15 protein-coding genes are annotated in these 15,031 nt (G+C 44.8%); 9 read left to right on the plus strand and 6 right to left on the minus strand.

Annotation, left to right across the window (positions count from 1 at the left end; genetic code table 11):
* The 6 genes from JL57_RS28955 to JL57_RS28975 form a co-directional block, all read right to left on the minus strand.
* Positions 1-1,208 (minus strand): LUD domain-containing protein (locus tag JL57_RS28955; protein ID WP_034145355.1); only part of this gene is annotated, 1,208 nt, incomplete at its 3' end.
* Positions 1,205-2,185, minus strand: a complete 981-nt coding sequence (locus JL57_RS28960) for a (Fe-S)-binding protein (RefSeq protein WP_034145356.1) — start codon at positions 2,183-2,185, stop codon at positions 1,205-1,207. The genes JL57_RS28955 and JL57_RS28960, both read right to left, overlap by 4 nt.
* A gap of 748 nt (positions 2,186-2,933) precedes the next feature.
* Complete coding sequence (locus tag JL57_RS28965; RefSeq protein ID WP_291300727.1) at positions 2,934-3,443, minus strand: trimethylamine methyltransferase family protein; 510 nt, start codon at positions 3,441-3,443, stop codon at positions 2,934-2,936.
* A 40-nt stretch (positions 3,444-3,483) separates the two neighbouring features.
* Positions 3,484-3,786, minus strand: coding sequence for a trimethylamine methyltransferase family protein (locus JL57_RS28970; protein WP_291300729.1), 303 nt, complete (start codon positions 3,784-3,786; stop codon positions 3,484-3,486).
* A complete protein-coding gene (locus JL57_RS35890; protein WP_291300728.1) occupies positions 3,729-3,911 on the minus strand; it encodes a hypothetical protein in 183 nt (60 codons plus the stop codon). The genes JL57_RS28970 and JL57_RS35890 overlap by 58 nt, the downstream gene beginning before the upstream one ends.
* Before the next feature lie 185 nt (positions 3,912-4,096).
* Complete coding sequence (locus JL57_RS28975; protein WP_045691188.1) at positions 4,097-5,575, minus strand: sigma-54-dependent Fis family transcriptional regulator; 1,479 nt, start codon at positions 5,573-5,575, stop codon at positions 4,097-4,099.
* A 368-nt stretch (positions 5,576-5,943) separates the two neighbouring features.
* Here JL57_RS28975 and ablA point away from each other — a divergent pair, with 368 nt between their 5' ends.
* The 9 genes from ablA to JL57_RS29020 form a co-directional block, all read left to right on the plus strand.
* The gene (ablA, locus tag JL57_RS28980) at positions 5,944-7,188 is read left to right on the plus strand and encodes a lysine 2,3-aminomutase (RefSeq protein ID WP_034145357.1); all 1,245 of its coding nucleotides are present in this window, start codon (positions 5,944-5,946) and stop codon (positions 7,186-7,188) included.
* Between the two features lie 42 nt (positions 7,189-7,230).
* Entirely contained in the window at positions 7,231-8,268 is a 1,038-nt protein-coding gene (locus JL57_RS28985; protein WP_034145358.1) for an L-erythro-3,5-diaminohexanoate dehydrogenase, read from the plus strand.
* Complete coding sequence (locus tag JL57_RS28990) at positions 8,261-9,391, plus strand: hypothetical protein (RefSeq protein ID WP_034145359.1); 1,131 nt, start codon at positions 8,261-8,263, stop codon at positions 9,389-9,391. The genes JL57_RS28985 and JL57_RS28990 overlap by 8 nt, the downstream gene beginning before the upstream one ends.
* Before the next feature lie 78 nt (positions 9,392-9,469).
* Positions 9,470-11,047 (plus strand): lysine 5,6-aminomutase subunit alpha, encoded by a 1,578-nt coding sequence (locus JL57_RS28995; protein ID WP_034145360.1) that lies wholly within the window; start codon positions 9,470-9,472, stop codon positions 11,045-11,047.
* Positions 11,048-11,207: 160 nt separating this feature from the next.
* Entirely contained in the window at positions 11,208-11,960 is a 753-nt protein-coding gene (locus tag JL57_RS29000; RefSeq protein WP_034145361.1) for an OAM dimerization domain-containing protein, read from the plus strand.
* Between the two features lie 97 nt (positions 11,961-12,057).
* A complete protein-coding gene (locus JL57_RS29005; RefSeq protein WP_034145362.1) occupies positions 12,058-12,456 on the plus strand; it encodes a hotdog fold domain-containing protein in 399 nt (132 codons plus the stop codon).
* Between the two features lie 46 nt (positions 12,457-12,502).
* Positions 12,503-13,321 carry a 3-keto-5-aminohexanoate cleavage protein gene (locus JL57_RS29010; RefSeq protein ID WP_034145363.1) on the plus strand — a complete coding sequence of 273 codons (819 nt, stop codon included), beginning with the start codon at positions 12,503-12,505 and terminating at the stop codon, positions 13,319-13,321.
* A gap of 224 nt (positions 13,322-13,545) precedes the next feature.
* Positions 13,546-14,445, plus strand: coding sequence for a M23 family metallopeptidase (locus JL57_RS29015; protein ID WP_034145364.1), 900 nt, complete (start codon positions 13,546-13,548; stop codon positions 14,443-14,445).
* A gap of 104 nt (positions 14,446-14,549) precedes the next feature.
* Positions 14,550-15,031 (plus strand): IS607 family transposase (locus JL57_RS29020; protein ID WP_034145365.1); only part of this gene is annotated, 482 nt, incomplete at its 3' end.

Here is a 15,031-nt window from a genome sequence, read left to right on the forward strand (position 1 = left end):
TAGTATTTACCATAGACGATGCGTTCGCGCAGCTCTCCCACCATGGCTGGTACCTCGATGCTCATCGGGCAACGTTCTACGCATCTGCCACAACGCAGACAGGAATAAACGAGGGGAGCCGCTTTCTCCATGCCACCAGACGCGAATGCCGTCCAAATCGCACCGATACCACCCATATAAACATGCCCGAAGTGACCTGCTGTCACTTGGAAGATCGGACACTCATACATACATCCACCACAACGTAAACAATGCAAAGCCTGACTAAACTTTTCCTCCTTAGCCATATCGCTGCGACCATTGTCCACGAAGATCACATAAAATTCTTTAGGGCCGTGCGCCCCGTAGGTAGTTACTTTCTCTATATCCCCGGTTTTGCTTGGACCACTGATAATATTAACATACCCTGGTACGCCATATTGTGCGTAGCGCCAAGTAACCTCAGCAACTTTCATAGCATCCTGGAACGCAGGAACTATTTTCTCGGTTCCTACCATTACGATATGAACCGGGGGAGCACCAGTAGAAAGCCGTACATTCCCCTCATTTTCAATAATCACCATCGCACCGGTGTCTGCCGCCACGACATTGGCTCCACTCATTCCCACATCAGCTGTAAAATACTTCTCCCTCATGAACTCCCGTACGACCTTAACTTCTTCGGCAATATCAGGGGGTACTTCTTTACCAAAAAACTTGCTAAAAACTTCCGCTACCTGTTCACGAGGCACGTGAATGGATGGAGAGACTATGTGCATGGGGCGGTCCTTGCGCAGTTGGAGGATGAACTCGCCCAAGTCGGTCTCCCAAACTTCGTTGCCATTTTCCTCCAGATACTCACGCAGATGAAGTTCTTCACCCAACATGCTTTTCCCTTTGACCACGGTTTTACCCCGACCGATGATGCCGAGGGCAATTTCTAGAGCAGCATGATGATCTTTGGCGAAGAATGCTTTTCCTTTATTGCGCTCAACAGAAGCCATTGCCTGTTTTACTAATTCATCATTATTAGCAATTGCGTTGCGTTTAATCTCCTTCACTTCCTCTGCCAATTCTGGAGTGTGAGGATAACGCTCTAAGGTTTCGGCAACTGTGCTGCGGTAAGAACTGACCGCTCTAGTGATTGCTGTTCGAATATTGGTATCTTCGCTCGCTTTATTTAGGTCCTTGGCATAAGCGACAAAGTCCTTTCTTAAATCGACGGTCATGCTTTAACCCCCCTATATAGGAATTCGATTAAATCTTCTATAATGGCCGAATCTCCCTTGGCTCTACCGCCCTCTAAGGCTGATAAACAATAGGGACACGATGTCAAAATATGCTCAGCGCCGCTTTCTTTCAATTCATTTACACGGCGGGCTCCAATGACATGGGATAACTCTGGAAAGAGGATTTTTATGGGTCCGCCACAACATGAGGTCCATTCTCGATTGCGAGGCGCCTCTTTTACGTCTGCTCCAACACTTTCAAGAATATCTCGTAATTCCTGATGAATTCCTAACTCACGAGCCAAACGACAGGAATCATGAATAACGACCGGCCCTGTGGATTGGATCTTAGCAAGCTTATCTCTTCGTTGCCAGATCAGATCCACATAGGTGACGATTTCAAAGTCAAACCCTTCCACCATTTTTGGATAAACAAATTTAAAGACTTCTGCCGCATGGGGAGAGAGGCAGACAATGGTTTTGGCACCACTCTTTCTAATGACCTCAACCACTTTTTGGACATAGGTCTTCATATCCTCTAAATAACCCAGTTCATAGAGTAAAGCACCACTATACAGTTCTTCATTTCCCGCGTAACAGAACTCATAACCCAGTCCTTGGAGCACCTTGGCAGCTTTCAAACATACGGAATTATACCTCACCTTGTCCTTGGCAAGGACCGATGCGTACATTTTCTCCGCGTTAATCCCAGTCTTATTGAGGATATTTCGGGCGCCCATCATCATGGAAAACATCTTGCTGCCCTGATCAAGATGGGTTATCGTTTTAACCAGAGAGTCAATAAAGGGCAACAACTGATATTCCCCACCGGTATAGAATAGCAATTCCCCTTTAACTGGCAAATCAAGTTCTTTAGCCCAAGACGCGACCTCTGAACCCTTTAAGGCCAGCGGATTGCCATGCTTAATAATATTTTCACTAATGATATCAAGTACCATCGGCATCTTTGTCTCCATAGTCAAACACGACCTCCAAACTATATTTTTCGTTTTCAAAACGCCCATGCTCTTGATGATGGACATTTTTCTTCATTCAGAAGGCGCGCATCGATTCTCTCTTAGCGCGCCTTTATTGCGTAGTTGTTTTATTATATTATAAAGAAAAATCAATCTTAATGTAACCCCCCAAGCGAATGTATTATGTATTCCTGCTGATTATGCACCAAAGCATACTTGACTAATGTCATAAATGACTGGTTTTCATTCTATAGGCTTAGAGGTAGCGGTTTTCTCTCGAAGAAAACTTCTCCTTAATCTTCGCGCTATAAGTGTTTTTCTCGGGCATATTGAAGTGTTTCTCTTGAGACATATTATCAAAGAAAAAACCGCATAGACAGATATCTACACGGTTTTTTAAGTGAAATCGTTAAACTTAAGTCCTTTACTGCAACTGTGCCATCTTCATATTCTTTAGATACATTTTCAAAAATTACCATAACTCATCTCCTCTCTCTTATTAATAATGATGGCAATTATTACTGGCATTTTTACATGTTTCAATTTCTTTTATTCTTCAATCAATCAATCGTTTTAATGTTGCAATAGAAGTTATTAGATGCCGAAAATTTGGCACTTCTTCCAAAGCATCCCATTTATAAATAAACTACATTCTAGAGATTATAGACAAATCCTGCCTTGATTCGAAAATTTTTATTATTACAATTGCTTAAAGGTCCCCATTTAAATAGAGACCTTCTACAAAATTTTAAAGGTTACGCCTTCTTTGGCGCGTTTTCGGTTTATGAATTTCCCACTCTTGTTCAGCCGCTTCAATGATTTCACGAAGTTGCTGTGCTACAGGCGCTGGAAGATGTTCAGGTTTATGATGTTCTAAAATATACCGAACTTGTTCTCTGGCCCGCGTCACTATATCTTTAGAGCCATTATCTGACCAATTTTCACGGGGGGTTCGATCGAACAGTTGACTTTGGGATTGGACGGTTTTCATGTGTTTAAATGTATGCTCTTCCATTAGGAAGTGTCCTCCGGCGCCTACCTTACGGATCACATCCACTGCGAGGGTTTCATCCGTTACACAGATTCCTCCGACCACTTTTCTAACCATTTTGGCGATTTCATTGTCAACAACTAGCTGGGCAAAATCCAAAGTCATTCCTAATTCAATCATGCCTAAGCCATAAATCATGTTAGCGCCTGCTAACGCGGGCAGCATCATAGTCAGGGTTTTCTCATGTCCAGCTTGTTGATCACCCATTTTACTATCTGTCTACGTCCCGGCCACGTAGCTCGGTATATTATAATACTGAGCCAGCCAATTTGCAAACATCAGCACTTAGCATCCCTAATTCAGGGCAACCGATCGTCGCGGAAGCAGATCTCAAATCCATGATGGTTGTTGAGCTTCCGTACACGTTCGGGGTTCCTTTATTGGTTAATTGAGATAGCACTATGCCGCTTAAGACTTCCGCGTTATGGGTCACCAAGGTACCTGCTAAAGTTACGGGCGCGGTACCACCGGCCATGGCCATGGATAAAATGTTCATCGGTAACCCGTGTTTGGCATAGGTAATAATAGCCTCACAAGTTTCTTCGGACAGTGATAAGGGGCTTTGTGGACAAACAGTAGCGGAGGTAATGGGTCTATGTCTAAGTCATCTGTTTCAATCTGCTTATTTGTCAATAACCTTAAATTCGGTTGTCCATCGAAGGAAAACTTACTCATTGATTTAGCCTCCCGTTTCGTGTTCGTCAAGGTGGTTCAGTGTGCACTACCCTGTTGCTCCTTTCTAGAAATGAACATCAATTATGACTATATGCAAACGTCATGCCATTATGAGATTTTTTTTAGAGAGTCGCTCTTAAAGTCGCTAGTTTCAAGGACTTTCTCCTAAAAAATCATATGGTCTCTTATTCCGCTCCCATTATTCCCTGCCGATTTTTGGGCATAGAATAATTAGAGCTCAGATCATACATTTTTAACTTGTACTGGAGAGTTTGGCGAGGGATACCCAATAGTATGGCTGTCTTAGAAATATTATTTTTGCATTGTTCCATAGCTTGGTTTAGACACCGTTTTTCAACATTGTTCAATATTTCTGGCAAGCTGTGCTCCCCGAGGATGACTTGGTTATCGCCACTGATTTTAGGGTCATTTTTTTGACGCAAGTGGGATGGCAGATGCTCTAATTCTATGATCTGACCCGAAATAATGTTCATAGCATGTTCAATGGCATGCTGTAATTCTCGGACATTACCTGGCCATAAATGCTTATAAAAGGTTTGCTTTACTTCCTCACTTATTCCGCTTACTCGGCAACATAATTTTCGATTATACATACTTATAAAGTAATTTGCTAAAGCGGGAATATCACTCTTTCGTTCCCTAAGCGGGGGAACAGTCAGGGATACAACATTTAGACGATAATAAAGGTCAATCCGGAGTTCTTTATTCCGCACGGCATCTTCAGGGTTCATGTTCATGCAAGTAATAATCCGAGTATCAACTTGCCTGACCTTGTTGTCCCCTATGCGCCGTAAGGTTCCATCTTGTAGAACTCTCAGTAATTTACTCTGGAGTTCCATAGGCATGGAATTAATCTCATCTAAAAACAAGGTGCCACCATGAGCTAACTCGAACAAACCCGGACGATCTTCTGCTCCAGTAAAGCTACCCTTTACGGTTCCGAACAGGATGCTTTCTAGCAATGTAACCGGAAAGGCGGCGCAATTTTGAGCCACAAAAGGCTCGTTTTTCCGAGCAGAGGCATTGTGAATTGACTGAACTACCAATTCCTTACCAGTTCCTGTTTCTCCGGCCACTAAAACTGACGACGAATTAACTGCTATTCGTTGTCCCAATATCTTAAGTTTGATCATCGAATCATGACTACCAATCAGATCGTTAAACGTATAGCGGGCAAGACCCTCTGGGGCCACAAGTTTTATTTTCTGTCGTTCTCGAATCCGCGTATCCAACAATTCTGAGTGGAGATTGATCACACGATCGGATAATTCTTTAATTTTGGTAATATCTTGAGATATATCGCAGGCTCCAACTAAAACTCCGTTGCGATATAAGGGGAACGTGGAACAGATAATGTTTACGATCTTGCCTGTACTGGTTACAATGGTTTGCTGCAAGTCAAGTAATGGTTTTCCCGTTTTTAAGACGGTCATAAAGCTGCTCGTTTCCAAGGTTAGTGAGGGATAGACTTGCATAATATGTTTACCTAGGACATCCGAAACTTGAAAATCATCCATTTCTGCTGCCAACTTATTGTAATAGATGGTTATTCCCTCAAAATTAACCACTTGAACTGCTTCAGCGATATGGTTTAAAACCAACTCTAAATAGGTATCGACCTCTGTCTGTGAATGATTAGGCAAGCATAATCCCCCTCAGCTAGTATTAGCCTAATATTTTCCTGCATAAATCACATCTAATTATTAATTTGCAAGCTTTTTAGCCTTTCATTTCAGTAATTCTAGGCTATTATTGTAAATCCCTTCAATTATTAATATCTATTCTAACTTTTATGAATATACTTACAATATCAATTTCCTAATGATTTATGCCCAAAAACTGGCATCTATTCGCCTATTTTTGGGCTAATATTGACCTCTGTGCTATGCTTAGATTCCAGCTTCATGCTAAAACGTGGTCTTTAAGACTGTTTTTCCCCTTGGCATGAAGTTTGCACACTACGATTACACAGAGCACATCCTATTAAATGAACACCGAGGAGGTTCCCTTTATGCGCACTCGTCAAGACCTCTCTAAATGGTCTCAGGTTCCTGATGAACAATGGAATGACTGGCACTGGCAAATCTCCCAACAAGTTACGACCGTTGAAGAACTAAAAGAGGTTATCCCATTGACAGAAGCTGAAGAAACGGGCATTACCCAATGCCTAGAAACTCTTCGTATGGCTGTCACGCCATATTACGCCTCGCTCATTAACCCCGATGATCCCCATTGTCCAATACGCAAACAAGCGATTCCCACCGCCTTGGAACTTCATGTCGGGGAATATGACCTCTTTGACCCCCTTCACGAAGATACGGATTCTCCCGTTCCAGGCTTAACCCATCGCTACCCGGATCGTGTTTTGTTGCTCGTAACAGATCAATGTTCTATGTATTGCCGGCATTGTACTAGGCGGCGTATGGCGGGCCAAACCGATCAGGCCCTACCTTTAGAACACTTTCAGCAGGCCCTCAATTACATCCGAGCCACCCCGCAGGTCCGTGATGTCTTGATCTCGGGTGGGGATCCCTTCACCTTCTCGGATGATCGTTTAGATTACATCTTATCTAATTTACGTGCCATTCCTCATGTCGAAATCATCCGGATTGGCAGCCGTATTCCAGTCGTCCTTCCCATGCGCATTACAGATAGTCTCGTCCAAATGCTGCGTAAGTATCATCCCATTTGGGTTAACACCCATTTTAATCATCCCAAAGAAATCACGCCTGAATCCCAGGCTGCCTTGGCGCGTCTGGCAGATGCCGGAATCCCACTGGGCAATCAATCCGTTCTGCTCAGGGGAGTCAATGATTGCCCAAATATCATGAAGAAATTGGTGCATCTACTGGTCAAGAACCGGGTCCGCCCCTATTATATTTATCAATGCGATCTTTCGACTGGCATTGAACATTTCCGGACGTCAGTATCGAAAGGCATTGAGATCGTGGAAAACCTGCGCGGACATACTAGCGGCTATGCTGTTCCTACCTATGTCGTCGATGCTCCCGGGGGCGGCGGCAAGATACCAGTCAGTCCTCAATATCTGATTTCCATGGGACCTAATAAAGTCGTTCTCCGCAACTACGAAGGGGTGATTACGGTTTACGATGAGCCTAATCTTTTGCAAGAAGAGTGTCAATGTGAGTACTGCCGAGAAAACGATCCTCAGGTCGGGGTTCTAAAACTCTTAAGTCATCAGAAGCTTTCTCTGGAACCTGAAAATCTTGACCGTCGACATCGCCACGTTAAGTAAGGTCTAGTAATTGAATATTCAAGATTGAAAGGAGATAGTTTTATGTCATTAGGTTGCCCTTACGGAACTCATCGAGTCCTTAAACCCCTAGGGGTATTGCCGCAACCCGCAGAAACCCTCAACAATGATTTCTCGGCCCTGTATGATAACGAGATCCTTATAGATGTAGAAGTGTTAAACATTGACTCAGCCTCGTTTACCCAAATTAAAACTGAAGCTGGTGGTCTTCCGGAGAAAATTGCTCAAATCATCTTGAAAACGGTTGCTGAGCGTGGCAAACAACACAATCCAGTCACCGGATCTGGTGGAATGTTGATTGGGAAAATTAAGGCCATCGGATCTGCTTTGCAGAATCGTCCCTTGAACGTAGGTGATCGAATTGCCACTCTTGTTTCCTTATCCTTGACTCCCCTCCACATTGAGGAAATCCTTGCCATACATAAGGATGTCGATCAAGTAGAAATTCGAGGCGAAGCGCTCTTATTTGAAAGCGGTATTTATGTAAAGCTTCCAGACGACATGCCCCAAAAACTGGCTTTGGCGGTGCTTGATGTGGCGGGTGCTCCAGCCCAAACTGCGAAAATCGTCAAACCTGGAGATACGGTCGTGGTGATCGGCGGGGGCGGAAAATCCGGACTTTTATGCCTTCACGAAGCCTGTAAACGGGCAGGTGTTACCGGCAAGGTGATCGGCATTAGTCAGTCTAGCGCAGGTGTGAAGCGGATGAAAGAATCTGGTCTTCCGCTCATCGCCCTTCAAGGGGATGCCTGCGACTCACTATGGGTGCTGCGTGAAATCGAAGGTCTTACCGAGGGGAAATTAGCGGATCTTACTTTAAATATGGTCAACATTCCCCGGACTGAACTCGGCAGCATTCTAGCGACTAGGGATAAAGGCATTGTCTATTTCTTTAGTATGGCAACCTCGTTTACAGCAGCAGCTTTAGGTGCGGAGGGCATCGGTAAGGACGTAACCATGCTGGTTGGAAACGGCTATACCGAAGGACATGCCGAAATTGCTCTGGCGATCATGCGCGAAAACCCTCGCCTGCGCGAACTCTATGAGAGAACCTATGCCTAAGTCTGATGATTGGCTGCTTGAGTTACGCTCCAGACTTTCCCCTTATACCACCCTAGTCTTTGCGGGGCTTGCCAAGAATGCAGGCAAAACAACAGCCTTAAATGCCGTCAATAGACTTTTTCCTGGTCAATGCCTTGGACTAACTTCCATTGGGTATGATGGTGAAACATTCGATGCCATTTACCGCCATCCTAAACCTTCTATTACAGTGCATCTCGGGCAAATCATTCTTACAGCAGAACGCTTTCTTCCTGACACCCCGAAAGGCTATGACATTCTTGAAGCTTGGGGAAACCATCCTCAGTTCGGCTCTTGGCTTATTCTCAAAATAACCGAACCCGGAGATTTTCGTATGGCAGGTCCCTCAGCTCTATCAGAACTCCTAGAGGGGATTTCACGCCTGCGTCAGCATGGCGCAACTCGGATTCATGTGGATGGGGCACTGAACCGACTCTCTCATATTTCTGTGTTATCATGGGGGTCTGATCGCACAAAAGAAGCGGTCGCCCTTGACAGGTTAAAGAAGTTGAAGGGGGGAGAGAAGATTGAGAGAGCCGTGAATCAGGATATGAGTGTAATTCTAAGTACAGGTGCCGCTTTAGGAAACTCCTTAAAAGAAGTGACCGAACGCTCGCTAAATATCCTAGAATTATTACAACTTCCTACCTTTTCACCCGGGAGTGGTTTCTCCATTGGCAGCACTTCTCAAGACGTCTTTATAAATCACAACGCCTTTTTTGAACAAGGCGCCTGGTTTCCCTTACCGTGTTTTCTCTGGAACCAAGACGTGAAATCCCTCATTCCACCCCAAGTCGAAGCTGTATACGTCAAAGGTGCGCTTACCGACTCCTTTTACTTAGCGCTCCGTACTGCGGGACGTTTACCTCGTCAGTTTATAGTTCGAACTCCTGCTCATATTTTACTTTCTCCTAACGTATGGAATGGTTTAAAGTCCCGAGGAATCGAAGTGAAGTTACTGGAACGTCCCCAGCTTGCGATGCTCACGTTAAGCTCTTGGCACCCTATCACGCCAATCTCAACTGAGCGGATCGCGGAAGCTTTGCTTCCTCATTCTACCGTTCCCCTGGTGGACATCCAAAAACAACAAGTCTGGTTGCCCTAACAGAAGTCTGTAGCGTTCTCTAAATCACTTTTTACTAAATACTCGCCACTCAAAACTACCCTGGAAGAGGTGATCCGCTTGACTCGCCCATACGTCCAAAACAAACTTAATCTGGATCCGGATCTAATTAGGAAGGCAAGAACACTGGCCCAGGACATCGTTGAGCAAATTACCCCATTTATCCTTTCCCACAGTACGGTCAGTATCGAACGCACAGTTCTTCGCTTGCTGGGTATTAATGGCGTTGACCAAGAGGGGATTCCCTTGCCAAATAACGTTGTCGACTACTTAAAAGAGCATCTCCTCCTCGATGAAGGGGTCGCTCGCATCTTCGCCAAAGCCTGCCTCCACTTCAAAGCGGAACCACAGATCCTGGCTGAACGATTGGCACGCCATGAAATATCCTTCGAGAATCTCCCGGATTTCTCCGAGGACCAAATCGCAAAAAAGACCTTCGACCTCGCTCGGCCTTCTATAGAGCACATTCGCAGCCAACGCCATAAACGTGAGCACTCTTTTTCGACCTTAAGTGTAGTTCCAGAACCTTATCTCTACGTCATTGTCGCCACGGGCAATATTTACGAAGATGTCTTACAGGCGCGGGTTGCCGCACGGCAAGGTGCCGACATCATCGCTGTGATTCGCTCTACTGGCCAAAGCCTTCTCGATTACGTGCCCTATGGGCCGACTACCGAGGGCTTTGGGGGAACGTTTGCGACCCAAGAAAATTTCCGAATTATGCGTGAAGCCTTAGATGAAGTCGGGCAAGAACTGGGGCGCTACATTCGTCTTACAAACTATTGCTCTGGGCTCTGCATGCCGGAAATCGCAGCCATGGGTGCTTTAGAACGACTTGATGTAATGCTCAATGACTCCATGTACGGCATCATCTTTCGCGACATCAACATGCAGCGCACCTTTATCGATCAATATTTTTCTCGCTTAATTAACGGCTTTGCTGGGATCATCATCAACACGGGCGAGGACAATTATCTGACCACAGCTGATGCGATGGAAGCAGCGCACACCGTCCTTGCTTCAAACTTTCTTAACGAACAATTTGCCTTCCTGTCTGGGCTTCCAGAAGAACAACAGGGTCTAGGCCATGCCATGGAAATCAACCCCGATGTGCCGGATGCCTTCCTCTATGAAATTGCCCAGGCTCAGATGATTCGAGAGATATTCCCCCGGTCCCCTATCAAATACATGCCACCCACCAAATATATAACCGGAAACATCTTTCGCGGACATGTTCAGGACACTCTTTTCAATGTGGCCTCTGTCTTAACCGGTCAAAGCATACATCTGCTGGGGATGCTTACTGAAGCCATTCATACTCCCCTCATGCAAGACCGCTTTCTAAGTCTGGAGTCCGCAAAGCTGGTTTTTAAGACAATAGGGCATTTCCATGAAGAAATAACCTTTGTCACGGACGGCTTGGTACAACAACGTGCTCAAATAACCCTTCAGAAGGCGGTTAACATGTTGGAAGAGATTCAAAAAACGGGTCTATTCTCGGCCCTGGAGCAGGGTATGTTTGCGGAGATTTCTCGAAAGCCAACAGGCGGCCGAGGGCTTGACGGTGTCTTTACTAAACGTCCTAATTACTTAAATCCTTTTCTTAATCTACTTAAGGAAAGTCGCTCTGGTTCGTAATTCGTAGTTCGAATACGTTATACTGATACGAACCACGAACAATGAACAATGGACAACGAACATTGAACATCGAACATCGAACTTCGAACTTCGAACTTCGAACTTCGAACTTCGAACTTCGGACATCGGACTACGAATAGCGAATAAGGTGGTGATTTTCATGCCTACGCTTGATCTTAAACAGGTTCGTCCTTATGGGGATACTCTTGATGATGGCATCGTACAACTTTCCTTTACCTTACCTGTTCCTTTTGGAGAGGAAGCGCAGGAGGCCGCCCGACGCTTTGCTTTGCAGAGCGGCTTTCAAGATCCTAAGGTAGTTCATGCGCATGATTTAGGGGAAGACTTTAGTTTCTTCGTCCTATATGCACGTTCTCCGGTCAGTGTGGACTACACCAGCATTGAAATCCCTAAGCTCTCACATGAACGCCTGGAAAAGCCGGAAATCGAAAACCGCATCCGCACTCTGCTCGGTCGTAAGCTGGTCGTGGTGGGTGCCTGCATCGAAAGCGATGCCCATACAGTTGGGATCGATGCCATCCTGAACATGAAAGGGTATAACTCCCATAAAGGACTTGAGAGTTATCACGAAATAGATGCTTTCAATCTTGGAGCTCAAGTTCCTTGTGAAGAATTACTAGCGAAAGCACACGAAGTCTCCGCCGATGCAATCTTAATCTCTCAAGTGGTCACGCAAAAATCCCTCCACCTCCACAACCTTACTCGGATGGTCGAACTCCTCGAATTAGAAGGACTAAGGGACCGTTTTCTTTTGATTGCTGGAGGCCCAAGGATTAACTATGAATTAGCCAAAGAATTAGGTTACGATGCAGGCTTCGGCCCTGGCACGTATGCAGAAGATGTGGCGAGCTTTGTTCTTGATCGGGTACTAGCTCGATCTAGCAAGGATTAAATAGCAAAAATAAAAGCATGAAGCAAGGTAAGAGTTCGGGATATTCATTTATCTTTTTGTGATAGTTTCAATGAGTAAACTAAGGAGTGTGAGATCGATGTACGAAGGCAAAATTCGTTTACGCATCGGCGCTGGGGATGCTCACTACGGTGGTGGCTTAGTGGACGGAGCGCATATGCTTAAGCTTTTTGGAGATGTGGCCACCGAATTACTCATCTATACTGATGGGGATGAAGGTCTTTTTGTGGCTTATGACACTATCGAGTTTCTTGCCCCAGTCTTTGCCGGGGACTATATCGAAGCCACCGGCGTTATTACGCAGTATGGAAATACATCGCGCAAAATGAGCTTTGAAGCTAAAAAGGTGATCTCTCCGCTACCCGGCAGCAGTTCGGCGGCTGAGATCCTTGAAGAACCCATCCTAGTCTGTCGGGCGAGCGGGACTTGTATGGTCCCTAAGGAAAAACAACGCAATAATCCCCCTCTGCGTTCCTAGTGAACTTGTAAAATAAAACTGAGGTTCAGTGTATCGGAGGGAATCCATGGAAAAGCTGATTATCACTGTCGCCCTAGTTGGCGCAGAAGTCACACGCGAACAAACGCCATACCTACCTCTTTCCCCTCGCGAAATTGCCGACGAAGCTAAAAAAGTGCGCGATGCCGGAGCGTCCATCGTCCATTTGCACATGCGCGATCAATTCGGGAACCCATCGCAAGATAAAGCACTGTTTGCCGAGGCGATTTCCTATATTCAAACCGAAACCGATCTTATTATTCAGGTATCCACTGGGGGAGCCGTCGGAATGACCGCAGAGGAACGGGTCCAGCCTGTAACCCTGGCTCCAGAAATGGCTTCCCTGAGTATGGGGAGTGTTAACTTTGGGGATGATACTTTCAGTAATCCCTTACCTATGGTTCGAGAGTTTGCCCGAGTTTGTCAAACCCATCAGGTTAAACCCGAACTTGAAGTCTTTGAAAGCGGGATGGTTCAAAACGCTTTAACCCTTGTGAAACAGGGCCTGCTAGATAACCCTTTACACTTTAATTTTGTTTTAGGGGTTCCTGGAGCGATGCCTGCCACCGCTAAAAACCTGCTCTTTCTTCTCGATCTGATCCCGCCTACTTCAACCTGGACCGTTTCAGGTATTGGCAGGCATCAATTAAGCATGAACACCTTCGGTATTCTGCTAGGAGGACATGTGCGAACGGGCTTTGAAGACAATATTTATTACCGCAAAGGGGTCCTTGCGCAGGGAAATGCTCCTTTAGTTGATCGATTGATTAAGGTTTCCGAAAGTTTGGATCGCCCAGTAGCAAGTCCCATAGAAGCTCGCCAACTACTTGGACTCCTTCCTCGTTAAAGCTCCCCTAAGGAAGATAAGACATGCTCCCTCAATTTTTATTGTGGTGGGCATGTTTTTCCTATATCGGATAATGTAGAATTAAATTCATTCGACAAATTTAGCTTGACTTGTTGACAAGCAGCGAAATGACGTTTATTGTACTCTTAGATATTCTAAAAAAATCATACCAATAGTCGAAGACTGCAAAGCTTTTGATTTAACATAGTTTCTGGAGGAATTTAATGAAAAATAAATACACCATCATCTTCATTCCACCTGATCATTCTAATACTCACCAGTTTCAATTTTCCAAACTAGGCAAACAGATTCTTGGTGGCGGAATGCTCCTTATTGGTGTGATAATGATAGGGCTATTTGCTCAAAACCTCTATTTGAATCATTATATAAAGGAACGCCAACCTACCTTAAACCACATTGATCAACTGGAGACCACGCTCGTTGAACGTGATCAAGAGATCATTCACTTAAACGAAATGTCCAATCAAATAACCGACGATCTCCAAACCATTAAGCAGTTAGAGGAGAAACTTTCCTCTCTTCTAAAAATTAATCCGACCTCATCCAGTGCAACCGTAAGCCGGGGGATTGACCCTGCCGTTCAAAGCTTTGGGTCATCTAAGCCAGCAATTCAAACGCTAGACCATCAAGCCACAATAGTGACTGAACATTTAAACCTCTTACAACGTTATTACGAGGTAGCAGTCCTTCAAAAAGATAAACTTGATCACACACCGACTATTCTACCTGCTGAAGGTGAAATCACCTCTTCTTTCGGTTATCGCCGCAATCCCTTCGGAGGCCGATCGACAGAGTATCATAATGGAATTGATATCGCCTGTAATTACGGCACTCCAGTCTTAGCCTCAGCTGCTGGTGTTGTTACCTTTGCTGCGCGAGATCCCGTTTATGGCCATAAGGTTGTTATTGATCATGGTCATGGAATTGAAACCTTTTATGGTCATAATTCTCGTCTCTTAGTGAAAAAAGGGGATCAAGTTAAAAAAGCTGATCTAATTGCCTATAGCGGTAATAGTGGACGAAGTACGGGATCTCATCTTCATTATGGGGCCATTGTGAATGGGCTGAATGTCGATCCCCTTACTTTCACAAATTTCATATAGGAGATAGAACCAGTTGCTTTAATCTTACACAAATATCATCATTGCTAATCAAATATTCTTTAAATTACCACTGCTTGTGTTATAATATAGTAGAGGTGAATGCAATGGCGAGCAATTTAATAGATATAAGTGAAGCGGCTCATCGGTTAGGGGTAACGTTGATTACTCTGCGGCGGTGGGATGCATCAGGTAAACTTAAACCTGTGAGGACCTTTGGAAATCATCGTCGCTACAGGATTGAAGATATTGAAGCTATTGTTAATTCTGTGGAGGTTGTGCAATCCGTAAAGAAAAACGCGTCTATCTATTGTCGGGTTTCAACTAAAAAACAACAAGAAAACGGTCATCTTCTGAGGCAGAGAGAACGATTGATCCAATATTGCATAGATAAGCAGTACACAGTTGTTAATGTATATGAAGAAGTTGCTAGTGGACTTAACGATCACAGACGAGAACTAATGAAGATGTTCAGGGCTCTAAGCGAAACTGATCTGATAGTGGTTGAAAACGAGGATCGTTTAGCACAGTTTGGCTATTCCTACCTTAAGGAATTAGCAAAGTCCTTTAATGTCGAAATTGAAGCAGT

The sequence above is a fragment of the Desulfosporosinus sp. BICA1-9 genome, assembly GCF_000802135.1.